This is a genomic window from Vibrio splendidus, assembly GCF_001557875.1.
Lineage (GTDB): Bacteria > Pseudomonadota > Gammaproteobacteria > Enterobacterales > Vibrionaceae > Vibrio > Vibrio splendidus_F.
This window is the reverse complement of the sequence record NZ_LNRF01000004.1, coordinates 225,596-251,262: the sequence shown is the minus strand read 5'-3', so window position 1 is coordinate 251,262 and position 25,667 is coordinate 225,596. Positions and strand designations below refer to the sequence as shown.

Genomic DNA, 25,667 nt, shown 5'->3' with positions numbered 1-25,667 from the left:
GCTGAGTCATATCTGACTGAGCACCTTAATTTGAGTCAGCAATCACTCGATGTGAGTGTCGTTTTGGTTTGTTTTATTGAGCTTTCCAAGGGTTGCGATAATCAACATTGAGTCTGTCGAGTAATGGCAGGTGCCCCTTTAGGCGAGATAGGTAATCTAGCCAGTTTCGGTTGTTTTTATGTGTCCAACATCCTTCAGCTAAAGCGCTAATTCTTGGGAATACCATGTAATCCATACGCTTTTGGTTGGTGACGATCTCACACCATAGAGCACACTGAATTCCGCGAATCCGCTTACGAATTGGGTCGGTGTCGGATATCTCAGCAAGCGCTTCGTAGGTATAAGCTTGTTCTAATGGAATAACGGCAGCCCAATCGACGCCCGGTTCTTCCGGTGCATAATCTTGGGTCATGTCGAGATAGGTAAATTGTGCAGGTTGCAAAACCACATCAAAGCCTTGGCGAGCGCAATTGACAGCTGCTTCTTCACTGAGCCACGAGTAGATGATGGTCTCTTTACTAACCTTGTCGCCGTGCTGTGCTTCTTCCCAGCCCACCATGCGCTTGCCTAGCTGCTTGAGTTTGTTTTCGGCATAGCGGAACAGGTGACCTTGCAAGTCTTTGCTGTCTTGGTACTGGTGCTCTTTCATCAAAGCTTGAGCAGCAGGGCTGTTGGTCCACACGCCGGGTGGCACTTCGTCTGCACCCATGTGAATTAGTTCGCTAGGGAATAGTTCTGCGACTTCTTCGATAACTGCATCTAGAAATTGGTAAGTGCCTGGCAAACCTGGGTTTAGTACATTGTCGTTGTAGTGCTGAATGCTCTTGTATTGAGTCGTGTCAGCCTGCTCTACCAGCATATCAGGCAGTGATTTGATCGCGGCGCGGCAGTGTCCCGGGATATCGATTTCAGGGATCACTGTGATGCTGCGCTGTTCTGCGTATTCAATGACTTCGCGAATCTGCTGCTGGGTGTAGAAGCCACCATAGTTTTCCGCAATGTGGGTGTATTGCGGTTCTAGTGCATGATCAGGACCACGCCAAGCGCCAATTTCCGTAAGTTGAGGCAGGCTCTTGATCTCAATTCTCCAGCCTTCATCATCGGTTAGGTGCCAATGAAAAACGTTGAATTTGTAGTGCGCCAATTGATTGATTAAACGCTTCACTTGCTCCACTGAGTGGAAGTGGCGAGCGCAGTCCAACATCATGCCGCGGTACTTAAAACGAGGTTGATCGGCGATTTTGCAACATGGAACAGAGAAATGTTCAGCGTCTTGTTGTTGAACCAATTGAATTAAGCTGGCGACGGCATGCGTGAAGCCTGATTGACTGCCTGATTCAACGATAACTTGCTGCTCAGTGATCGCTAGCTTGTATTCGGCTTCGTCCAATGTCGGATTGCTACGAAATAGAATGTCGCCACTTTCGTCTTTTGAAAGTTCAGCTGAAAGCGCGTTTGAAAGAGCCAACTCAAAGGTAGAGAGCAATTCTTGCAGGAACCAAGAGGCAGTCATATCGGCAAGATGAGATTGAACCTCAATTCTGCAGTTGCTATTTAGCGCGAAGCTACCTTGCTGAAGTTCGATCTGATTAGGCTGAGGAATCAATGCAATTTCAGCAGCGTTAACTTCAGGTATTTGATTGCGTTCACGGTATGGCGAAGCCAGCACAATCGGTGATATCGCGACAGGCAGTACCGATGTTTCTCCATCATGATGTGATTGGATAAAGGCATCGTTAAGGCCATCAGAATAGAAGCGGAATGGTGCACTCTGAATACTGAATTCAAGGTAGTAATGGTTGTTGGCCTTTAATACTGACGAACTTGGTTTGAACGAACAAAAGCTTCCAACTTGAGTCAGTTCACCTTGCGATAAACTCTCTGGAAGGATGAATCGATCAAATGCAAAGTGCAGAGACCAATCTGTTACGTCGAGGTCACTTAAGTTATGTACCGTAAGGCCAAATCGGCAGTTATTTTTTTGTTCAGAAAGAACAGCTAAGTCGATGCGATAATTCATATAACTTCCCTGCTAAGCCTGTTGATACAAGTTGTGTTGTGATTTGCCAGCAAACATCAATGCGCCTTCAATGGCGTCGAATTGAGGTTGAACGATCCATTGCTGCACTGGTGGTGATAACCAATTGAGAATACGCTCGGCGATACTTCCCATTAAACACACTTTGTCGGCGCCTTTTTGATGAAGTGCTAAGACAAACATTTCGATATCGGCTGCAGTCTGCTTGAGCATATTGATAGCCAGTTCATCGCCTTCGTTCGCCAGTTGAAAAATAACCGGTGAGAATTGACCGTAGTCTTTTGGAATAGCCCCTTTTGACCATTCGACGATGGCATCGACATCATTGTTAAAGTGGTCCATAACATGCTGAGTGAGCGGTGTTTTATTGCGAATGCCGTCTTCTGCAAGTAGGACTTGTTGAATCAAGCGAAGACCCATAACTGCGCCGCCGCCTTGATCTGAAATTGGGAATTCACGACCGCCAACCACATGCTGTTCACCACCCTTTAGGTAGATACCGCATGAGCCAGTTCCGCCAATCATGATTGCTCCGTCTTGGCCATTGTGAGCCCCAATGCAGGCACCATAAGCGTCGGTATTTAATGTCATGCTTGCGAAAGGGTGTGCTTGTGCCATGAAGTCGAGCCATGCTGATTTTTGCTCAGCACCAGCCAGAGCTAGGCCAACATGCATATTTGAAAAATGGTTTGAGTTAAGTTGCCCTTGTTGTGCCGCTTTTGTAATGGCATCAATAATTGAGCTCATTGCAACATCGACACCTAAAAGGATGTTAGCACTGCCACTTTTCGCTTCACCAATCAGCTTGCCTTGGTCGTCACGAATACGAGCGCGACAAGATGTGCCGCCACCATCAATACCTATGAAGTAAAGCGTCATGAATTATTGCTCCTTACTCTGTGCTAGGAAATTGAATTGCGCAGCGGTTGCCAATAGGAACCATGCACCGTGAGGGATCCATTGTTCGCCCCAGCGCCAGTTTTGAAGCATGTCGTCTTTTTGTGCTGGTGGATTAAACGCGATGTCTTGTTCATCTTCGAAACCAGCCGTGATGCCGTTGCAGATACCGCCCTTCGCATTGAAGAAACCAAGCTGTGGTAGGTAATCAGGGTTGTTGTGACCGTGACCATCGAGCATGCACATGTGGTATGGGTTGAGGCCCAAGATCCAGTCGAGGCTGTTCTGTGAAAGTTGAATCAAACGCTGTTGCAGGTCGCGATCTTTAATGTGCGGTTGAACTAAGTACGCCATGGTTGCGATTGAACCAAGGCGAGCGTTTTCGCCTTGCCACCAGTAGCCGGTTTCGTTCTTCTGAGCGACGAAGAAAGCATCACGTTTATCACCATCGACAGACTTAACGTACTGTCTTGGGTAGCCAAATGGGTTAGTGACTTTGTCGGTAATGTTGATTTCGAACTGGCAAGCTTGTTCAACAACTGTGCGAGCCTGTTCTTTTAATTCATCATCGGTTTCGTTGTCGAGGTATTCGCATAGCGCAATCACAGGAAGACCAGCTTCGGCTGCATGGAAGTATGGTCGAGTGCCATCGGAATTCGCTGACCAGAAGTGCTCAAATGAATCATCTGACTGTTGGCGAGAAATTAAACGAGTCGCCCAAGTTCTTGCTTCTGATAGGTATTTCTGGTCTCTTGTTACGCGATACAGTTCATTGGCTGCGAGTAGGGCACAGTACTCATCGATGATGTTCTCTTCACCATCGTTTAGATACTGGAGGTTGTGCTCCTTTAGGTGCCAATAACCCTTAGCAGCTGTATCAAGGTAAGTATCGCTCGAGTAGCTGCCAGAGATTTCAAGCTCAGAAGCGGCAGCCAATGCTGCGATAGCTACACCTGCACCTTGTCGATGGCCTGCTTGTAAGTCTGTTGATTTATGGCCTTCTTGAGTCGCATAAGCGCAGATGTCGCGTTGGTTGATATCTTTGCTCCACTTATCGAATACTGTCATGTAGAAGTATCCAGCCGCGTCTTGCATACGCACTAAAAAATCAGCACCAAATAGCGCTTCTTCCGTTAGACGAGTCATGGAGAATTTAGGGAAATCCGGATCGTCGCTGGTTAAGCGCACGCTTTTTAGCATGTTCCAAACGACCATTGGAATTTGTTGCGGGTTTAGGTAGTTGCCATAAGACAGGTGGCTAAAATACTTACTGACATCACCTGATGCATCATACCATCCACCGTGGACATCGACGTATCTGTCGGTACCGAGAATTTGTGCTTGTCGATCTTTCTTGTCGAAAGTACCGCCACAGCGTTGTGACTTAAAGTAATGAAGCACATCAGAAAACGTGTGGTTCATTAATAGGTTGCTAGCAATCTCAAATACTTCAGAGCGCAGGTTGTCAAAACGTAGATAGTAGCGACCAGATTCAGTGACAGAACTGAAGTCGATAGTGAAGAACTGCCCTTGATGCCAATTTGCTACGTGGCCTTGTTTTACCACATCAAAACTTCCGACAGTGATATGGTTGTCTGCACAGACGAGTAAAGCCGTTGTGCTAGATAGGCGAGCTTTCTTAGTTTGTAAGATTGCCTGCTTGGGGCCTGTGGATTCATAGCCAATATGGTTGGTCAATAACAGCATCAATATTCTCCGACAGTCCTAGTTTCTATTGGCTAGGTACTTGAATGTTTTGGATATAAATAGGTAGGGTCCGCAGACCCTAACTTGATTTTATTGCTTAGCTTTCGTGTAGGTAACAACGTACAAAGTGGTTATCAGCTAGTTGCGTAACCCCTGGTAGCTGCTCTTTACATTTGTCCATTGCATGAGTACAACGACCTGCAAATGGGCAGCCTGCTGATACTGGCGTCCAAAGAGGGATCTCACCTTTGTTGCCAGCAAGTTGTTCATGGATCGATTTCTTAGGATCTGGAACCGCTGAAACCAGTAGCTGGGTATAAGGGTGCTGAGGGTTAGCAATCACGTCATCGGTATCACCCCATTCCACCATGTGTCCCACGTACATTACCGATAGGTCTTCAGCGATATAACGAGCGGTTGCGATATCGTGCGTGATGTAAAGCAGAGACATTTGCTTCTCAAACTTCATCTCTTCCATTAGGTTCAAAACACCTGCACGGATTGATACATCCAACATTGAGGTTGGTTCGTCCGCTAGAACGACTTCTGCACCTACCGCGATGTTACGAGCTAGGTTGACACGTTGACGCTGACCACCAGAGAGTTGGTGAGGGTATTTTTGCGCCGTCTCTTTTGGTGGGATTAAGCCCACTTGCTCCAAAAGATCGTAAACGCGTTCTTCTAACTCTTTCTTATTACCCGGAGATACTTTCTTGTGGATCAACAGCGGTCGAGCAATGTGGTGGAAGATATTGTGCGTTGGGTTCAGAGAACCAAACGGGTCTTGCCATACCATCTGCACGCCTTCACGGTAGTGCATAAGATCTTTTCTGCTTGAGATCTCTTGGATATCACGACCTTTGTATTCGATCGTGCCGCCTGAAGGTGCGTACATTTTTGCGATCATTTTTGCGGTTGTTGATTTGCCTGAACCAGACTCACCAACCACTGCTAGGCCGCGGCTTTTGTACATCTTGAATGACACGTCGTTAATCGCACGCATCATTGGGGTTTGAATGGTGGTACTGCTTATTGGGAAGTCTTTTACAACATTCTTGCCTTCTACCAATAATTGACCGAAATCTTTGCTCATAATTGTCTCCAGAATCCTTATTCGCTTTGCTTGTTTTTAGGCGGTCGAGCCGCCTTGTTCGTTATTCACGCTGAGTCAGCGTGCAAGCTATAGCTTCCTTTGTACTATTGGGTCACCGTACAGGTGGCAGTTAGACAAATGTCCAGGGTCGATAGAACGCAGCTTGGTTGGCACCTTGGTACACGTTTCATGTACACGGTCACAACGAGCTTGGAAACGACACCCTTCAGGGATCTCTAACAGGTTCAGAGGGTTACCCGGAATACCTGCTAACTTTGTCTTTGGCCCTGTCAGTGGAGGGAAAGAACTTCCCAGCCCTTTGGTGTAAGGGTGGTAAGGGTTTTCTAGAATATCTTGAGAGTTAGCCACTTCGATTAGCTCACCTGAGTACATGATGCCGATGCGGTCAGAGAACTCGACCATCAATGACAAGTCATGGGTGATGAACAGAATCGAGAAGCCAAACTCTTCTTTCAGTGCATAGATCTTTTGTAGGATTTCGCGTTGTACAACCACATCAAGTGCGGTTGTCGGCTCATCCATGATGATCAGCTTTGGATTCAGTGCTAGAGCGATAGCGATAACTAAACGCTGACGCATGCCACCAGAGAATTGGTGAGGGTAGTCACTCAATCGGCTCGGGTGAATATCTACGATTTCAAGTAGACCTTCAGCACGTTGTTTAGCTTGCTCACGAGTCATGTTGGTGTGACGCATAATTACGTCACAGAACTGCTCTTCCATCGGTAGTACTGGGTTGAGTGCGTTCATCGCGCTCTGGAATACCATCGACATCTCACTCCAACGGAACGACTGCATACGGTCATCGCTGTATTCAAGGATGTTCTCACCGTTGAAGATAACCTCGCCACCACTGATGTAAGCGGGCGGCTTATGAAGACGCATAAGGGAGAAAGCGACCGTTGATTTACCACAGCCAGATTCACCAGCTAGGCCGAAGACTTCACCTGGAGCGATGTCGAAACTTACGTTGTTACACGCACGAACATCGCCAGACTCTGTGATGTAATCCACGCATAAGTTGCGGATAGAAATTAGTGGTTCAGACATGATTATTTATCTCCGCTCCAAAGTGCATTTTGTGGTGGTAGTTCTGGTTCACGTTCTTCTTTGTCTTGAGCTGCTAGTTTCTTCCAACGCTTCATGCCTTTGTGAGAACGCAGTTGCGGGTTAGCAATTTCATCGACAGCGAAGTTAAGTAGAGCAAGGCCAGTTACAAGTAGTGTCAGTGCGATACAAGGAGCCAACAGTTCCCACCAAGCGCCAATCAGCATTGATGAAGAGGTTTGAACGTTGTAAAGCATGATGCCCCAGCTGATTGTGTTCGGGTCACCAAGACCTAGGAACGAGATGGTTGCTTCCATCATGATTGCGTACATCACCGAACCGATGAAGCTTGCGCCAACGATAGAGATAAGGTTTGGCAGAATCTCTACGAAGATGATACGGAATGAAGATTCACCCAAAACTTCAGCGGCTTTTACAAACTCTTTTTCACGCAGTGCTAAGGTTTGAGAGCGAACAACACGGGCACCCCAAGCCCAGGACATAAATCCGATAACCAAGGTTATGGTGAGTGGCCCTGCCTCACCGATAAAGGCTGCTACTACGAACAGTAATGGGTATTGAGGGATTACCAGCATGATGTTCATTGCGGCTGTTAGAACGTCATCGACACGGCCACCGAAGTAACCTGCAGAAACACCAATAACCGTTGCCAATAAACACACTGTTAGACCAGCACCGAAGCCAACTGCAAGAGATACACGTGCGCCGTATACCACTTGAGACCAAACGTCACGACCCATACGAGTTGTACCTAGTACGTGGTCTGCCTTTTTAGACATGATCAATGTACGACGGTCGTCTGCTAGGTTTTGAGCAACCCAGCCATCAGGGTTAGTTTGTGCAGACTTCACCACGAAACCAGGGTATTCGTGTGGGTTACCTGTACGTTTGTCTGGTACATGTTTAGTGATCAATGGAGCTGCAATCGCGCCAAGAATAAAGATACTTAGGATGATGACGCCTGTTAGAGCCATCGGGTTACGCCAAATGAGTTTTAGAAAGTCTTTCATGATTATTTACCACCCTTACGAAGACGAGGGTCAAGAACAACGTAAAGCATGTCTGCAACTAGGTTAAAGAACAGCATGAATAGCGTCATGATAAGCAGCTGACCTTGCAGTACTTGGTAGTCACGAGCGTTAATTGCGTTGAAAAGTACGCTGCCAAGACCTGGGTAGTTAAAGATGATTTCGATAATTAACTGACCACCGATTGCCATACCTAGCGACATTGAAAGGGCTGTCACACTAGGTAGCATCGCGTTACGAGCTGCGTAGTTGAATACCACTCGGTTTTCGCTCAGGCCTTTGCCTTTTGCCATGGTGATGTAGTCTTCGGCTAGTAGGTTGATCATGTTGTTACGCATGTTTACTAGGAAGCCACCAATTTGAACAACAGAAGCACAGAACAGTGGTAAGAAGGCGTGGTAAGCGACATCTTTAATGAATGCCCAGCTTGTCCAGTCAGGCATAGTACCTGCGGTGTAGGCATAACCTGTTGGGAACCACTTCAAGCCAATTGCAAAGGTAAATAGTGCAATCATTGCGATAACAACTTGAGGAACGGCTTGTAGAATCAGCATCCCTGGAGTTACAAAGGCATCGTACTTACTGCCGCGTTTCCACGCTGCGAAAATACCTAGGATTGAACCAATCGAGAAAGAAAGAATAACTGCGGTGCCGGCTAAGAAAAGCGACCAACCGAATGCTCCACCCAACAGTGTGTTTACAGAAAGTGGGTAGAATTGAATTGATGTACCAAGTTCCCAGCTAAGAATGTTCTTCATGTACGCTACGTATTGAACCAGTAGACCGCCATCAACGAAGCCTAATAGTTCTTTCATTGCAGCAATACGCTCTGGAGTAACTTGTACAGAAGCGTTCGCAAACATCATGGTAACGGGGTCACCAGGCATTGCTCTTGGAATAATAAAGTTTAACGTCGCAGCAACTAATAGCGCGACAAAATAAAATGACAAACGTCTTAAAAAATAACCCATAACTCACACCTTACTCACCCAGATTGTTTCCCTGTTTCTGGATTCAGGTCGCTCCTAGCGAAATTTGGAACGAAAAATCCCCTGACGACTAGCGCCATACTTTCAATTGAGAGTGTGGGGATTTTTATAAGCGGCGTAAGAGGTTACGCCGCAAGGATTGAACGATTACTTATTTAACTGGTTTTAGGTCCAGTACATGAAGTAGACGCTCTGGAATACCAGCCCAAATGTTTGGACGGCCTTTTGGATTTTCTTCGTTCCACCAACCAGTGAAGCGAGTTGTGTTGTATTGGTACATGTAAGCACCAGACATCACAGGGATTGTCACTTGGTCTGCAGCGATGATTTGCTGAATACCGTGTGCAATGTCTAGCTGCTCGTTCTTATCAGCTGTTTTGTAGAAGCTGTTTAGAAGACCATCTAGCTTGTCGTTTTTGTAGAAGTGCATAGCGAAACGAGGCATACCATCACCAGATTGTAGTGATGAGTTGTAAGCACTGTTCCAGTACGTGTATGGATCCGCACCGTGGAAGTAGTTTGTGTATGCTACGTCGTATGTACCTTCAAGCATTGCTTGATTGTAAACAGAGAAATCAGGTGTACGAGCTTTCGCTTTAATACCGATTTCGTTCAGCTGTTCTACCGCTAGTTGAACTGTGTTGTTGAAGTCAGTCCAGCCGTTTGGCGATTGAATCATTAGTTCGAAAGACTTACCTGATGGAGTGTCAACAAAACCATCTTTGTTTACATCTTTGAAGCCAGCGTCAGCAAGAAGCTTCTTCGCGCCTTCAGCGTTGTATGTGTTGAAGCCTTTGTACTTGTCGTGAGTTTTTTCATCAGACCAAGCTTCAAACGCGTAGCCAAGACCCGATGCGAAATCGTTCACAGTACCGCCACCGTAGAATGCGATGTCGATGATAGTTTGACGGTCAAGAGCCATAGAGAAAGCACGACGGAAGTCAACGTTGCTCAATGCTTCATGCTTCGCAGCATCAGGGTGCTTGAAGTTAACGATGAATGCCTGTGTACCTGCTGGCGGGTACCAGTAGTGGTGTTTAGGGCTAGCTGCTGCGTATGTACGATCGATATCTGGAACGAAAGAAGATGTCCAGTCCATTTCACTGTTTACAACTTTACCTAGGAATTGGTCGTTGTTCGCAATTTGTGGAACACGTAGACAGTCAACATCTAGGTTATCTGCATCCCAGTAGTTCGGGTTTGCACACTGGATGTATAGTTGCGCTGTAAACGTATCGATTTCTGTAAATGGACCAGAACCTACCGGGTTCTCATTGGTAAACGTTGATGGATCTTTAACGTCTTTCCAGATGTGCTTAGGTACTACAGGTACTTTAGCAATCTCGTAAGGTACGTTTGAGTTTGCTTCTGTTAGAGTGAACTTAACTTGGTTGTCGTTCAGTTTTTCTACAGAAGTTACCCAAGAGTTGATACCAGATTGGTCAAGCTCTGGCTTCTCTTTTACAAGGTTGAAAGAAAAAACAACATCATCAGCAGAGAAAGTTTCTCCGTCAGACCATTTAACACCCTTACGAATGTCGAAAACAACGCTCATCAGATCATCTGACATCTTGAAGTTTTCAGCTAGACGGAACACAGGAGTGTTACCGTGCATTTCGTTAAATACTACTAGCGGCTCATACATGAAGTCAGTTGTAGTATGTAGGTTAGTAGCACCAAGGTACGGGTTAAAGTTACGTACGAATGTAGTGTACTCTTTCGGGTGAACGGTCAGTTCACTGCGTTCTGCAGCTGTTGCTACTGATGCAAAACCTGTTGTAGCAGTTGCAATAATTGCTGTTGCTATTGCTGTTTTTTTTATATTGGCAAGCATAGCTGTTCCTTACTATTTGCTTTCATTTCACTAATGGATTGAATGTTATCTGTCGCTAAATTGTTTAGTAGATACACACTCTGGTTAAAGGCCTACCTCTTCTTCGTTGCTCCAGATTCATCGTTGATTCTGAGAAGTGGTAAGAGTGGCCTGTAGGCCTTTGGCAGGAGTAAGAAAACACCTTATCGATGAATTAATCAAACTCGTTTCCCGTCAAAAACGTTAAAAACACTTAACTCCACGTCATTAACGTCAAAAACGGGTGGTTTGGTGGTTTTTTATGCGCAATTGTTAAGGTGATGTGACTCGCATTTGATTTTGCGATGATGTTATAATGTTAGTGCTTACTTACTAGTTAGTCCTTTTACTATAAGGTTTTAAGGTGTGGTGGTGTAATTGTAGATCTCGGTCACTTGCCGGTTTTACGTTAAATTTCCCTAGAAAATTAAATCTGCCGTTCTGTTGTGACTCGCTTCTCAAACTGCAACAAAGAGTCGGAGAACTGTGAAATTCAGCCAAGAATAAGCTTCTAAATAGCGATTGAGCAGGTGATTGTTTAAGCTTGAGTAACGTGTCATTTTGCTTGTTTAACACCGTGAAAGAAGTGTATTTGAATGGACATTCTTGTGTTTTGATTACACGAATGATATCCACAAAAAAGCCCACGCTAGGTGGGCTAATAAGGAGGTATCGGTTAAGGTTTAACTGGTCAGTAGTTTCTGTAGTTTATCCCTTAGCATCTCAATATGCGTTCTCTCTGGTGTCTGTTCTTTACAGTGTTCCAGTATGAATTCGATTGAGCTCAGTACCGTTCGCCAGCGAGGTGTTTTCGGTAGGGTTTCTACACGCAGGTATTTGTCTAGCGTTCGAGTCTGAAGGGTACTGCGGTCTAAGTAGACACGCCACAAGCCACTCTTCTCTGCGAAAGCAAACTTGGTTTCACCAGTAACCGATTCCCAGTAAAGGATGGCATTGGTCATGGCATCTACCAGTACCTCACGCATCAACTCTTGTTTGTTTTTACCTTCACCAGTTGCCTTGTCAGCAAGGCGAGTAAATTCACCACCAAGCTCCTTAAGCTGCTGTAGCTTATCTTTGTCGCCTTCAAAGGCATAACTTGAAAGAGCCTCAACTGCAGTCTCAAGGTTATTGATTCGGTTTGAGTTAACCCCACCGCCTACATTAAAGATATACATGGTGTCGAGCCCTGAGCCTTCAGGTAGCTTAAGGATGTCACTTGGTATGCGCTGACGTGTGTCATCTATATAGATATCAATGTCACCGCAGTAGTGTGCTTGTTCCACCTTAAGGTATTTAGGTGCGATGATCTCGTCAGCCATTGAGCGTTTAAGTTGTTCTTGTCCGCGTCTGAATAGCTTCGCTGCGGCTTCGTTAGCAAAGCGAATACGTTGGTCATCACGAATACAGATGATAGCCTCAGGTGCCGACTCTAACTGTTCTAGTAACCGTCCTTGAGTTTCCAACAGGTTAGCCTCAACCATCGCTCTATGTTTGAGCTCGAGTTGCAGTTGGTCGTTTTCAAGGCGTCTCTGTTCGGCTTTACTTGCTGATAGATGCGCTGTTATTCGAGCCGCCAGTTCTTGTTTGTTGAACGGTTTAGACAAGTAGTCATTGGCACCCGCTTCGAAACCTCGGACACGGTCTTCTGCTTGGTTGAGTGCTGTTAGCATGATGATTGGCAATTGAGCATGATCGTATTGCTTACGCAGTGCTTCACAAACCTGATAGCCGCTCATACCTGGCATCATTATATCGAGCAGAAGCAGCTCTGGCTTCTCTTTCTCAATCAGTTCAATGGTTTCAGGACCGTCACATGCGGTACGTACTCGATAGCCTTCTAACTTCAAGAAGCTGTCTAATACTCGCAGGTTAACCGGCTCATCATCGGCGATAACCAGTAACGGACCATCTGGGTTTTCACTGATAACACTGTTTTCTTGTTGGCTGTTATCAATTAAATCAGGTGCTTGGAAGTGCGAGTAGTGACCTGATTCGTTGTAACTGTCCAGCTCATCTTGAGTAGCTAGGGGCAGGGTAAAGCTAAACGTAGTGCCAAGCATTGGCTGGCTACTTACGTACAGCGAACCGCCCATTAACTCAATTAACTGACGACTGATCGATAATCCAAGCCCAGCACCTTGGCGGTAGTTACTCGCATCTTGTCCTGCTTGAATTAATGGCTCAAAGATGTGTTCAAGATACTCGGCTGGAATACCTTGGCCAGTATCGACAACTTGTACACGAATGTTGTCGTCGATAACGCTGGCAGAGATAACAATTTTACCTTCTGAGGTGTACTTGATGGCATTGCCGACCAAGTTATACATCACTTGCTCAAGTCGTTGAGGATCCGATGAAACCAGCCCTAAATCACTTGGCACTTGGTTAATAATACGGATTGGCTTATTACCCAACAGGTGATGAGACAACTCTAGGACCAAGCTGGTGGCTGCAGACAAATCAACGGCTGACTTCTTAATGTCCAAGCTGCCATAGCGCATCTTGTGATAATCAAGCAGATCATCAACCAAGGTCGCCAATCTCTGACCACTGTTGATGATGATATCCAACTGATACTTCTGATTAGCAGGAATAGGACCATTCGCTCCAGATATCAACGCTTCAGCAATACCAACCATGCCATGCAGTGGTGTTCTCAATTCGTGAGAGGTGGTTGCTAAGAACTCATCTTTGAGTTTGTTAGCCAGCTGCAAATCTTCGTTTTGCTTTTTAATGGTCTTGAGGTTGTCTTCAAGCTCATCATTTTGGCTTTTGATAAGCAGCATCTTTTCACGAATGGAGCGCTGCATTCGTTCAAAGCTTACCGCCAAACGACCGATTTCATCTTTACGTTCGGTATTGATCATCGTCTCATCAAGATCACCCGCAGAAACTTTCTCGGCTGCCCACGTCAGTTTAAGTAGCGGTGAGGTGATGAAGTTAGACAGATAGTGCGATGCGACAACAACCAGAATGATCGCGGTTAACATCACTATCACGAAGATCTTTTCTAACTGATGAATACGGGCAAATGCCTCTTTCTCCGGAAGCTCGACAACAAGAGCCCAAGTCGCGTACTTGAGTTCAATTGGTGTATAGGCTGCGATGATCGCTTGATTCAGGGTGTTGTCGAAGGTGCCAACCGCTGTTTCGCCAGCCAATGCTTTATCGACAACATCTAAGCTTAAGTTGATAGATTCTTGTGAATGAGCAAGGCTACGCGGCAGGTGATCATCACCCACAAGCAGTGTTTGAATATTCGAACTCTTGTTGAGATCCGCAATCAGCTTAGTAATGCCGTTGATTGGCAATCTAAACATCGCGTAACTGTGTAGGTAGCCCTGTTGAACGATAGGTGCGCCTAGCCATGCGGTCTGCTTGCCGTTCTCGTCTTTAAAGTCAGAAACGATAACCGGCGTGTAATCTTCGTTAGATTTTCGTCGGTCGGTTACGTCTTTCGCTAGTCGTTGAAAGGTAATACCTAGGTTGGAGTCCTTGTATTTTCCTGTCAGCAGATTGGTGCCGTAATCATCATTTTTAAAGACGGAATAAGCGACGTTACCGTTGATATCAACCAAGAGAATATCGTCAAAATCAGAGCGTTTAAGCAGCTCTAGGTAAGCATTATGGTAGCGCTTGTGAAGTAGGCGATAACGCTCGCTGCCAATAAAACTACTGGACTCTGGAAGAATCGACGTTTTGATTTGATCGCCAGATCCCTGAATGTAGCGTTGTTGCGCATTACTGCGTGCCTCGTCAATATCTAACCCCAATCGTTGGAAAGCATTGATCAAACCATAAAATCGCCCGCCACTGGCATTGGCCAATTCTGAGCGAACAAAGCCCATAACTTGGGATTCTTGGGCTTGTAGGTAATCGACAATTTGCTGTTGCTTAGTATCACGAACCGAAACAAGGTGTGAGGTGCTTTGTTCCTGGAGATCCTGACTGTGCGATTGGAGGAAAAATATCGCGATAAGTGTCACTGGGGTAATACTGAGGACAAGAAATGCCAGCATTAGGGTATTTTGAAGGCGCTTAAACTTCTGCTTACGATAGAATCTAAACATAAATTGGGTACTACTTTCCTTTGATGTACTGCTAAAAGGGGCGAAAACAAGTACAGAGAATAGAATTAACGGGTTCCAATTTAACGAAATTAACGAGTTTTTTTACTTTGACAAGTAAGTGGTATTTAAAGCGTGTGCAAAAGCTCATTTTTATAGAGTTTTGACAAAAATATGAACAGACAGCGCAGATAATGACCCTGCGCTGTGCTAGGTAGGCTATTTGTTTGCGTGATAAATCGCGAATTTAGTGGTCTTATTTAGAGTCGCGCATTTTCCAAACGCTTGTTCAATAATTGGAATGTATTTTAAGAAACTGTTCGCAACAATAATCATCTCACCGGAACGTTTCAAATGCTTAGGAGCCTGAGCAAGTAAGGTCTCAGTCGCACTGTAGCTAGTATCCAAACCTGAGTGGAATGGTGGATTACTGATGATGAACTGGTAATCTTCTGCAGTATCAGAATAGACATCTGAAGCGAAGACTTTACCCGTTAAACCGTTCGCTTCTAGCGTTGCTTGGCTGGATGCCACGGCAAATGCACTGATGTCGCACATTTCTAGTTCGATATCAGGGTTACGAGATGCCATTACCGCGCCTAATACGCCTGCACCACAACCAAAGTCCAGTACTTTGCCTTTTAGTTTTGGCAGAGTATCAAGCAGAAGTTGGCTGCCGACATCGAATTGACCGTGACTGAAGACGCCAGGAAGGCTTTTTACCGTCAGAGGTTGTTCATCAATGTTAACCGTGTAGGTCTTAAACCAGTCTTGTAGGTTGAACGCTTGTGGTTGCTCGAAGCATTGACCCCAGTAGAAAGAGCAGCGACGTGCTGAATCGTATTTAACGACTTTGCCATAAGGAGCAAACATCTTCTCGATGCTTTTCACGCCTGAGCGGTTCTCACCAACCACGACGATTTCGGTATCTTTGCCTAGCTTGGCAAATAACATCGCTAACAAAAATTCTGCTTCTGCCTTGGCCTTTGGCCAATACAGCATCACTAAGTCTGCTTTGGTCTCTTCAGTAAACTCAGCACCGTAAAAACGTTGGATGGTGTTACAGCCTTCCAATTGACGGTAGTAGCTGTAATTAGACGTAAATACAGAGACAGATTCACAATGTTTCGCTAACTCAACAGGGAACAAGTCTTCTGCCTCACCTGCAACTAAAACATGTTTGCCTTCAAAGTAGGCGAGTTGGCGTTGAGCAATCTGGCTTGGGGCAATATAAGCTGACATAGGATACTCTGTTGAATCGTTAGCAAAAAATGAGGGCGGATTTTCGCATAATCCGCCCAAAGCTTGAAGTGTTTAATACTCGTTCGGCAACCAAGTTGCTGAGCCGTTGATTAACTCTTGTCTTGCTGGTTTAAAAAGTCTTTAAACTCTTCATCGTAGATGTTGAATAGGACAATGGTAATTGCAAAGATTAGTGGGCCATAGATAAGACCAATTAGGCCAAACAGTTGAATACCACCTAACAGTGAGAAGAAGATCATTAGGGTATTCATGCCTGCACTGCCTTGCATCAACAACGGACGTAGCAGGTTATCAATTGAACCAACAATTGCTACACAGTAAACCGTTAGGAAAATCGCCCAAGTGGTATCGCCTGTTAGGAACAAGTATGTCGCAGCAGGGATCCAGATGAGAGCGGTTCCCACAACTGGGATGAAAGAGGCAAAGCCCATCATGGTTCCCCAGAACAACCCAGGGAAACCAGCAATCCACATACCTAAACCACCCGCAAAGCCTTGCGCGATGGCCGTTAAGAATGAGCCCATTACTGCTGATTTAGATACTTGCTCTATCTCTGTTAGAAGCTTGTCTTCTTGGCTACGAGATAGCGGAAGAATATGACGCACCACACTAATGATTTTGTCGTGATCTCTTAATAAGAAGAACAAAACGAACAGCATCAAGAAGAAATCCATCAAGAAATTAGTCGCATCACCTAAGATTTTCGCACTGATCCCAACCAGCTTAGAACCAAAACTTGTCGCGAATTCGCCAACTTTCTGTGCGATGGCTTTAGGTTCAATGTTATCAAAAGGCAGGTAGTTATTTACGAACGACAGTGCTTTAACAACGATAGGGTGCTCAAACAGAGTCTGAATACCGCCGTGTGTCACCCATTGGTAAGTGTTCTGAGAGAACAGAGAACCTTGCTGCACAATCGCTGCGAACACTGCTAATAAAGGAATCACAATAATGAAAGTCAGGATGACACAAGACAGCAGAGAGACGATGTTTTCTTTATTCGGAATCTTCTTTTCAAGCCACTCGTGGATCGGGAACATCAACAGTGAAATGATGAAAGCCATTACAATTGAATTAACGTACGGCTCGATAAGCAGGTAACAAGCATAAGCAGCCGCAAGTAAGGCAATGATGATCACCCAGTGACTGGAATTGATTTTAATTTTTTCTGACACGGTAATGGTCTCTATATTTGCGTTCTAAGTTTATAATGGCTGCAAAACAGAGAGTTAGCAATGAGGAGTTTTGATAATGGGATGCTGTAATAAAGATAAGAAATGCCAAGATGAAGAACAGCAAACAAAAAAAGAGATCCCTTGGTTCAGAATGTTCCTAGGTACTTTGATGCTGTTGGTTTTTCTTTTTTGGGAACGTTAGGTGTTTTTAGTTCAATTTTGGTCTTAGTTGGCTGATAGGCAAGCTGCCATATTCACAGTTGATGAACGTGGCGTAAAAAAAGGGCCGCACCTAATGCAGCCCTAAATTCAATCAGTTAGCGACTTATAAAGTGCTTTCGATTATTTGCTTTCAGCTGCAATGATCGCAAGAGAGCGGTCTGCGGCTTCTAGTGTTGCATCAAGTTCTTTTGAACCGTGAGCAAGAGAAGTAAAGCTTGCTTCGAATGCTGAAGGTGCAAGGTAAACACCGTGATCTAACATTAGGTGGAAGAAGCGCTTGAAGCGTTCTACATCACACTTAGTTACATCTTCGTAGCACGTCACAGTTTCTTGGTCTGTGAAGAAGAAACCAAACATACCACCAACTTGGTGAACTAGCATTGGGATGCCGTGTTTGTCAGCAAGTTGCTTGAAGCCATTTGCTAATTGCTTAGTTTTTGAAGCTAGACGCTTTTCGTTGCCTTCTTCTCTTAGAAGGTTCAAACAAGCGTAGCCAGCAGCCATTGCAACAGGGTTACCTGAAAGAGTACCCGCTTGGTAAACGGGGCCTGTAGGTGCGATGTATTGCATCACTTCTTTGCGACCACCGAAAGCACCCACTGGCATGCCGCCGCCGATTACTTTACCAAGACACGTTAGATCTGGCTTGATGTTGTAGTAAGCCTGAGCACAGCCTTCAGCAACGCGGAAACCTGTCATTACTTCATCAAAGATTAGCAGTGCACCTTCTTGATCACAGATCTCACGTAGACCTTCGTGGAAGCCTTCTACAGGAGGGATACAGTTCATGTTACCCGCTACTGGCTCAACGATGATGCACGAGATCTCGCCTTTGTTTGCCGCGAACAGTTCACGTACTGAATCTAGGTTGTTGAAGGTTGCAGTAAGCGTATGCTTAGCGAAATCAGCTGGTACGCCTGGTGAGCTTGGTTGACCTAAAGTTAGTGCGCCAGAACCTGCTTTTACAAGTAGGCTGTCTGCGTGGCCGTGGTAGCAGCCTTCAAACTTAAGAATTTTGTCACGACCAGTGAAGCCACGAGCTAGACGAATCGCACTCATTGTTGCTTCTGTACCCGAGCTCACCATACGTAGCTGTTCCATTGATGGAACCATCTCAGAGACAAGTTCAGCCATTTTGATTTCAGTTTCGGTTGGAGCTCCGAAGCTAAGACCGCGTTGAGCTGCTGCAATAACAGCATCACGAATAACAGCGTGGTTGTGACCAAGGATCATTGGACCCCAAGAGCCAACGTAATCGATATACGCTTTACCATCAGCATCAAAAATAAGTGGGCCATCAGCGCGTTCAACGAAGATTGGAGAACCACCTACGCCATTGAATGCACGAACTGGAGAGTTTACGCCACCAGGAATAGTTTGCTGTGCTTTTTCGTACAGCTCTGCTGATTTGGTCATTGATATATCCTCTTTTGACTGTCGGACCAATTGGCACGCATTGTACCTATCCACAATCCAACTAGGAATGCTTTCGCTGATATAATCGCCCGAATCTGGTTGTTTTGTGTGGTTACACGTTTTAATTGCTCGATATTGACTACTTTACTGCACTAAAAGGGGTGATCCGGTGGTGAATACTTGAACGTTTCAGTCAGGTATTGGATAATCAGCAGAATATAAGAAAATACTCAACAACTATGGTCTCGAATTAGATTTGTATCATGTTGTTTTTGACACAGGTAAGAGAGGTTGTCGTGAGCGAAGCAAATATCCCATTATCTTTTTCTGATGCAGCTGCAATTCGTGTAAAAACGTTAATTGCGGAAGAAGAAAATCCAGATCTAAAACTGCGTGTATACATTACGGGCGGTGGTTGTAGTGGTTTCCAATACGGCTTCACATTTGATGAGAAAGTAAATGATGGCGACACTACTATCGTAAATAGTGGCGTAACGTTGGTTGTGGACCCAATGAGCCTTCAATATCTAATTGGTGGCATGGTGGATTACACTGAAGGCTTAGAAGGCGCACGCTTTTTTGTAAATAACCCGAATGCAACAACAACATGTGGTTGTGGTGCATCATTTAGCGTCTAGAACTTGCTGAAAAATAGCTTGAGTTCAAAGCTGCATTAGATACATTTCAAACGCCGAACTTATGTTCGGCGTTTTTGTTTTTACTTAGGGCGTGTTGATCTTTCGAGCTGATTTTTGCAGCGAGTTGCTGGGTATTTATACAAGGCAGAGGCTTTGATGTGTAGCTAGCCTACATAAGAAGCCGATAACGTAGTAGAAATGACCAGCAAACGCTGCCCGAAGGGTTCGGCTAAAAGCGTTTTACTCTTTGTTGAGGGAGATTTGCTTAGAATGACTAGGCTACTTCCCCCTCGCCGCGATTAAAACGCTTTTATCTCGAACAAAATTTAACCACGAAAGGTCAACACGCCCTAGTAACTTATTACTTTTCAAAGCATTCCCCTGATTTTTAGTACACGGCATATTTTTTAAACTGTCGATAGCGTCCAACTTCGTTGATGATTGGTCTGTTAAGGTTACCTTTGTGCATAAGGAAGTTGCACATCACGCTATTAAGCCAACTAGCGCGCCTGAATTACATCGGACAAAAGGATTTGTTATGCCCACTCTATTTTCTAACTCACCACTTTTTCAGAAATTGAAGCAGCCGTGGCTGGTTTCTCTGACTCTAGTTGTGCTGTTGTCTATTTGGCTTGGTTTAGGGGTGGGGCAAGCGGAAGAGCCGCCTGAAAAAAAGGCGACAGACATCCCGTTGGCTAAAGTTTCCTTTAAAACATTCACTTCATCACCGACCTTTAAGACTATTGATCTCTATGGAAGAACAGCGCCCGATAGGCATGCTCGTCTAGGTGCGGAAGTCGCGGGCAAGATTGTCAGATTGAACGTTGTTAAAGGGGATATGGTTAAAGCTGGACAAGCCATTGCCCAGATAGATAAGGGTGATTTAGAAATTCAACTTGAGCGAGCCTCCGCTTTATATCGCTTGAAGCAGAAAGAGTTCAAAGCGGCGCAGTCGTTGAAGAAAAGAGGGTTACAAGGCGAGATAGCTTACACCACAGCAGAGGCTTCATTAACAGAAGCAAAAGCCATGATGCGCAATGCGGAACTGGTTTTAAAGAATACTGTAATTACTTCCCCGTTTTCTGGGGTGGTTCAAGACTTGATGGTTGAGCTTGGTGACTTTGTTGGGGTTGGCGATCCGGTCGCGGGCGTGATTGACCTCGATCCTCTGGTCATCGAAGCCGATGTCAGTGAACGTCATATCCAGCATTTGTTAGTTAATCAGTCTGCCTTGGTTCGCTTGCTGGGAAGAGAAGAAGCGGAAGGCCGTTTACGTTATGTTTCTCGAATATCTTCTGCTTCTACTAATACCTTCCCGATCGAGATAGAAATCGATAATTCCAAAGGCCTATTACCAGCAGGTGTCAGCGCTGAAGTGAAACTCAACCTAGAAACAAGAGACGCAATCAAGATAACACCGGCGATGCTGGCATTGGATGAGGCGGGTAACCTCGGGGTCAAAACCTTGGTCTCTGCTAGTGACTCACTAACGGTGAAGTTTGTAGGCATTCAGCTTGTAAAGGCAGAACAAGATGGAGTGTGGCTCACTGGGCTGGGGCAGCGCGTCGACATCATCACAGTAGGCCAAGGCTTTGTGCGTGATGGTGATTCTGTGATTGCTGTTGAGCAAGGTGCTGAACTCTCAAATGTAACCGCAGAGTAGGAGATTGCCGATGTATTCAATTATTGATGCAGCCTTGTCTCGTGCTCGAACAATGCTCTCCCTTTTGGCGTTAATCCTTGTAGCCGGTGTCGTCACCTATATCACGATTCCCAAAGAATCGAGCCCCGATATTACTATCCCGATTATTTACGTTTCTGTCGGGCACCAAGGTATTTCGCCAACTGATGCAGAACGCTTATTGGTTAGGCCGATAGAGCAAGAGCTGAGGTCGATTGAGGGCGTAAAAGAGATGACAGCAACTGCAGCAGAAGGGCACGCCTCTGTTGTGTTGGAGTTTAATGTTGGCGTCGATCTCACCAAAGCGATGGCTGATGTGCGTGACGCGGTTGCTCTGGCTAAACCAAAACTGCCAGAAGACAGTGATGAGCCAACCGTAAATGAGGTGACGCTGGCTTCGGAGCAACCTGTTCTGTCTGTTGTGCTATTCGGTACCGTTCCTGAGCGCACTATCGTACAAATTGCTAGAGAAGTGGGAGATAAACTCGAAAGCTATCGCCAGATATTAGAGGTCGATATTGCAGGTGATAGAGAGGACATCGTTGAAATCATCGTTGATCCATTATTGATGGAGAGTTACAGCCTAGATCAAGCGGATATCTACAACTTGATCGCTTTGAATAACCGAGTGGTTGCCGCGGGTTTTGTTGATACTGGCTACGGACGTTTTTCTGTCAAAGTCCCTTCTGTGTTTAACTCCTTAAAAGACGTACTTGAGTTGCCAATCAAAGTTGATGGTAAACAGGTAGTAACCTTTGGCGATGTGGCTACGGTTCGCCGAGCGTTTCGAGATCCTGAAAGCTTTGCCCGTTTAGATGGCAAATCCGCGGTTGTCTTGGATATCAAGAAACGTGCGGGTGAAAACATCATTGAAACCGTTGAGCTAGTCAAAGCGGTAATGGCTGGTGCTCAGCAGCAAGCTGAATGGCCAAATAACTTATTGGTTAAGTACACTTGGGATGAATCTAAAGATGTGAAGATCATGCTCAACGATCTTCAAAACAATATCTTATCCGCCATTATTCTGGTGGTGATCGTTATCATCGCGATTCTTGGTGTGCGTACCGCTTTGTTAGTGGGTATCTCCATTCCTGGTTCATTCCTGACGGGGTTATTGGTTCTGTCTGTATTCGGTTTAACCGTTAACATCGTGGTGCTGTTTTCGCTGATTATGGCGGTGGGGATGCTAGTAGACGGTGCGATTGTGGTGACCGAATTTGCAGACAGGCGCATGCAAGAGGGGGAAGGGCGCAAAGCCGCTTACCGAGATGCAGCGAAACGGATGGCGTGGCCAATAACCGCATCGACAGCCACAACCTTGGCCGCATTTGCTCCGTTATTGTTTTGGCCGGATGTGACGGGCGAATTCATGAAGTTCCTGCCATTAACATTGATCGCGACATTAACCGCATCATTGATTATGGCGCTGTTGTTTGTGCCCGTATTAGGCGGCTTGATTGGTAAACCTCAGTACGTTTCGCCGCAGAACCAAGCTCGAATGGTCGCTCTGCATAACGGCGATTTTACTCAGGCGGCAGGTTTAACAAAAGCGTATTACCACACACTTTCTTTAGCAATTAAGCACCCGTTTAAAATTTTGTGTAGCGCGATACTACTCGCAGTTGCGGTTGGCTTTACGTATTCAAAGGCGGGACTCGGTGCAGAGTTCTTCCCTGAGGTTGATCCGCCATTCTTTAATGTCAAAGTTCGCTCACATGGTGATCTGTCTATCCAAGAAAAAGATGACATCATGCGCGATATTGAGCTAATGATGCTCAATCATGATGAGTTCGATACCGTTTACACGCGTACTGGTGGTGACGACCAGATTGGTTTGATCTCGATTACGCCTGTTGATTGGCAATACCGCCGCAGCGTCAAAGCAATCATTGATGAGTTAAAGGTGAAAACCGATCAATACGCTGGTGTCGAGATTGAATACAAGTTTCCCGATGCCGGACCTCCGGTTGAGAATGACTTAGTGATTGAGCTGTCGGCAAGAACGCCAGATCAACTGAATCAGGCGGCAAAGATCGTGAGAGGTTGGGCGGATGGTAATCAAGCGCTAACTAATATCAGTGATACCGCGAGTAAAGATGGCATCGACTGGAAGGTGGATATTCGCCGCGACGATGCTGCGCGCTTTGCTGCTGATGCGACCTTGGTGGGTAATACCGTTCAATTCGTGACTAATGGTCTCAAGATTGGTGATTATCTGCCTGATGACTCTTCAGAAGAGGTCGATATCTTGGTGCGTTACCCGAATGATAAAAGGGATATTGGACGATTTGACCAGTTGAGAGTCAAAACACCTGCAGGCTTGGTACCGATCACAAACTTTGCTGAGATTGTTCCCGACCATAAGCAAGATACGATCAAACGTCTTGATGGTAAGCGTGTAGTAAACATCATGGCGGATATGGAAGAGGGCTATAACCTTGCGCTCGAGCTGCCAAAGATCGAGCAAGCGTTAAATGAGTTAGGTTTACCAAGTAGTGTCGAGTTTCGTATTCGCGGTCAAAATGAGGAGCAAGAAAACTCGTCAGCCTTCTTACAAAGTGCTTTCTTGGTTGCTTTGGCGGTAATGGCTTTGATTTTGATCACTCAGTTCAACAGCTTCTATCAAGCGTTTTTGATTCTTAGTGCGGTGTTGTTTTCGACGGTAGGCGTATTTGTTGGTTTGCTTATCTTCCAGCGCCCGTTTGGCATCGTGATGTCTGGTATTGGAGTTATTGCACTGGCAGGTATAGTGGTGAACAACAACATTGTGCTGATCGATACCTATAACCAGTTGATTAAAAGAGGCTTGGACAAGCGAGATGCGATTCTAAGAACCGGAGTTCAGCGTTTAAGACCTGTAATGCTCACTACGGTCACGACTATCTTAGGTTTAATGCCGATGGTGTTAGAGATGAACATGGACTTGATTAATCAAAAGATAGAATTTGGCGCACCGAGCACGCAGTGGTGGTCGCAACTCGCTACGGCAATTGCAGGAGGTTTGGCATTCGCGACAGTATTGACCTTAGTACTGACGCCTTGTCTATTAATGCTAGGGCGAGACAAGAAGCCTGAAAAATAGTAGATGCAGTGGTTCTATGAACATAAAAAAGAGCGCCTTGGTGGGCGCTCTTTTCGTTAGTTTATATGGTTCTTGACCTAATTATTCGCTAGTAACTTAATTAGTCGCGAGTAACTGACCGTATCGCTCAAGGTTATTCAATCGAATCTCTGAGTTCGCAATAAATGTTGCTTTTGCTTTACCCGTTAACGACTTAGATTGAGGCAATTTCACGGTACGCGCATTCTTATGTACGCCATTAACCAAGAATTCATAGTGTAAGTGCGGGCCAGTTACACGACCTGTGCCACCCAAAGTACCAATGGTTTGGCCTTGTTTTACGCGCTGACCAGTTTTCACCATACGTCGCTTCATGTGCAGGTACTTGGTGATGTAGGTGTTGCTGTGGCGGATAAACACGTAGTTACCATTGAATTGGTTGTAACCCGACTTCTGAACAATACCGTCACCGGCTGCCCAGATAGGCGTGCCAACAGGAGCTGCGTAGTCAGTACCTCGGTGAGCGCGAACCTTACCGGTTACTGGGTGTTTCCTAGTAGGGTTAAAGTTCGATGTTACGCGACGAAAATCAATCGGTGAGCGCAAGAACGCCTTCTTCATTGCTCGACCATTTTCATCGAAGTAGTTGCCGCTCTTATCATCTAATACCGCGGTAAATGAATCGCCTTGGTTTTTGAATACGGCAGCCATGATCTTACCGCGACCAACCACTTCACCTTCAACCACTTTCTCTTGGTATAAGATTTTGAAGCTGTCGTTCTTACGAATATCTAACGCAAAGTCGATATCCCAACCGAAGATGCCCGCCAGTTCCATAATTTGGTTTGCGGTTAAACCTGCGCTTACGCCAGCGTTCCAGAAATTAGAGGTGATGTTGGCTTCGGCATAATTGTATTGGTAGGCCACTTCTTTTTTGTCGAAGCTAGAGGAGAAGGAATCGCCAGACTTAGTGATCTTGAAGCTTTCAAACGCGCTAAGTTGTCGTTTTAACTGAATAAGGTCGTTGTTTTCATCGAAGCCGAACTGCAATACATCGCCAGGTCTTAGGTTAGACAGCTGCTTCTTAATATCATTATTGGTATTGAGTAGCGTGATCAGCAGGCGGTATGAAAGGCCAATACGTTCAAATAAAACAGAGGTGCTTTCGCCAGAGCGAACGGTGTATTTCTCCCAATTGAGCACTGCCGTCGGTGGAGCGTCACTTGAACTAATAAGCGCAGAGGTATTGATCGTCAATGGGTAATGTTTCCCCACAACTAAAGCGCCTGAATCGTCACGCAAACTGTTGACGTCGGGGAGTAAGAAAATCGCGACAAAAATTACGGCACTAAAAAATGCGATAAAAGCCCGGTGCAAAATAGGAAGGCGTGCAAAAATAGACAACATGTTCCGGTTCTTTCAGTAAATATTATGAAAATAGACGACGG

The 25,667-nt window shown here is 45.5% G+C and carries 16 protein-coding genes; 3 read left to right on the top strand and 13 right to left on the bottom strand.

Features of this window, described 5'->3' with window-relative positions; all coding sequences use genetic code 11:
• Nucleotides 1-73: 73 nt before the first annotated feature.
• The 12 genes from ATB74_RS12465 to hemL form a co-directional block, all read right to left on the bottom strand.
• Nucleotides 74-2,020 (bottom strand): beta-N-acetylhexosaminidase, encoded by a 1,947-nt coding sequence (locus ATB74_RS12465; RefSeq protein ID WP_061018747.1) that lies wholly within the window; start codon nucleotides 2,018-2,020, stop codon nucleotides 74-76.
• 12 nt (nucleotides 2,021-2,032) lie between these two features.
• Nucleotides 2,033-2,917, bottom strand: coding sequence for an N-acetylglucosamine kinase (locus tag ATB74_RS12460; RefSeq protein ID WP_060982644.1), 885 nt, complete (start codon nucleotides 2,915-2,917; stop codon nucleotides 2,033-2,035).
• Between the two features lie 3 nt (nucleotides 2,918-2,920).
• Nucleotides 2,921-4,642 (bottom strand): glycoside hydrolase family 9 protein, encoded by a 1,722-nt coding sequence (locus ATB74_RS12455; RefSeq protein WP_061018745.1) that lies wholly within the window; start codon nucleotides 4,640-4,642, stop codon nucleotides 2,921-2,923.
• Nucleotides 4,643-4,739: 97 nt separating this feature from the next.
• Nucleotides 4,740-5,735: an ABC transporter ATP-binding protein gene (locus ATB74_RS12450; protein ID WP_060982642.1), complete on the bottom strand. Its 996-nt coding sequence runs from the start codon at nucleotides 5,733-5,735 to the stop codon at nucleotides 4,740-4,742.
• Nucleotides 5,736-5,822: 87 nt separating this feature from the next.
• Nucleotides 5,823-6,806 carry an ABC transporter ATP-binding protein gene (locus ATB74_RS12445; RefSeq protein ID WP_048605693.1) on the bottom strand — a complete coding sequence of 328 codons (984 nt, stop codon included), beginning with the start codon at nucleotides 6,804-6,806 and terminating at the stop codon, nucleotides 5,823-5,825.
• Nucleotides 6,807-6,808: 2 nt separating this feature from the next.
• Nucleotides 6,809-7,834, bottom strand: a complete 1,026-nt coding sequence (locus ATB74_RS12440; RefSeq protein ID WP_017056648.1) for an ABC transporter permease — start codon at nucleotides 7,832-7,834, stop codon at nucleotides 6,809-6,811.
• Nucleotides 7,835-7,836: 2 nt separating this feature from the next.
• Nucleotides 7,837-8,823, bottom strand: a complete 987-nt coding sequence (locus ATB74_RS12435) for an ABC transporter permease (RefSeq protein ID WP_017633262.1) — start codon at nucleotides 8,821-8,823, stop codon at nucleotides 7,837-7,839.
• A 169-nt stretch (nucleotides 8,824-8,992) separates the two neighbouring features.
• Nucleotides 8,993-10,675, bottom strand: coding sequence for an ABC transporter substrate-binding protein (locus ATB74_RS12430; protein ID WP_017056650.1), 1,683 nt, complete (start codon nucleotides 10,673-10,675; stop codon nucleotides 8,993-8,995).
• A gap of 701 nt (nucleotides 10,676-11,376) precedes the next feature.
• Nucleotides 11,377-14,766, bottom strand: coding sequence for a response regulator (locus ATB74_RS12425; protein ID WP_060982639.1), 3,390 nt, complete (start codon nucleotides 14,764-14,766; stop codon nucleotides 11,377-11,379).
• A 216-nt stretch (nucleotides 14,767-14,982) separates the two neighbouring features.
• Nucleotides 14,983-16,005, bottom strand: a complete 1,023-nt coding sequence (gene rsmC, locus ATB74_RS12420) for a 16S rRNA (guanine(1207)-N(2))-methyltransferase RsmC (RefSeq protein ID WP_061018743.1) — start codon at nucleotides 16,003-16,005, stop codon at nucleotides 14,983-14,985.
• A gap of 110 nt (nucleotides 16,006-16,115) precedes the next feature.
• Nucleotides 16,116-17,201 (bottom strand): AI-2E family transporter, encoded by a 1,086-nt coding sequence (locus ATB74_RS12415; RefSeq protein ID WP_060982637.1) that lies wholly within the window; start codon nucleotides 17,199-17,201, stop codon nucleotides 16,116-16,118.
• Nucleotides 17,202-17,543: 342 nt separating this feature from the next.
• A complete protein-coding gene (gene hemL, locus ATB74_RS12410) occupies nucleotides 17,544-18,839 on the bottom strand; it encodes a glutamate-1-semialdehyde 2,1-aminomutase (protein ID WP_060982636.1) in 1,296 nt (431 codons plus the stop codon).
• A 296-nt stretch (nucleotides 18,840-19,135) separates the two neighbouring features.
• Here hemL and erpA point away from each other — a divergent pair, with 296 nt between their 5' ends.
• From erpA to ATB74_RS12395, 3 genes are all read left to right on the top strand, one after another.
• On the top strand, nucleotides 19,136-19,477 hold the full coding sequence (gene erpA / locus ATB74_RS12405; protein ID WP_060982635.1) for an iron-sulfur cluster insertion protein ErpA: 342 nt from the start codon (nucleotides 19,136-19,138) through the stop codon (nucleotides 19,475-19,477).
• Nucleotides 19,478-20,015: 538 nt separating this feature from the next.
• The gene (locus ATB74_RS12400) at nucleotides 20,016-21,140 is read left to right on the top strand and encodes an efflux RND transporter periplasmic adaptor subunit (RefSeq protein ID WP_061018741.1); all 1,125 of its coding nucleotides are present in this window, start codon (nucleotides 20,016-20,018) and stop codon (nucleotides 21,138-21,140) included.
• Between the two features lie 10 nt (nucleotides 21,141-21,150).
• Nucleotides 21,151-24,240, top strand: coding sequence for an efflux RND transporter permease subunit (locus ATB74_RS12395; RefSeq protein ID WP_061018739.1), 3,090 nt, complete (start codon nucleotides 21,151-21,153; stop codon nucleotides 24,238-24,240).
• Between the two features lie 96 nt (nucleotides 24,241-24,336).
• Here the strand turns inward: ATB74_RS12395 and ATB74_RS12390 are convergent, their stop codons facing one another.
• Nucleotides 24,337-25,626 (bottom strand): peptidoglycan DD-metalloendopeptidase family protein, encoded by a 1,290-nt coding sequence (locus ATB74_RS12390; RefSeq protein ID WP_061018737.1) that lies wholly within the window; start codon nucleotides 25,624-25,626, stop codon nucleotides 24,337-24,339.
• Nucleotides 25,627-25,667: the final 41 nt, after the last annotated feature.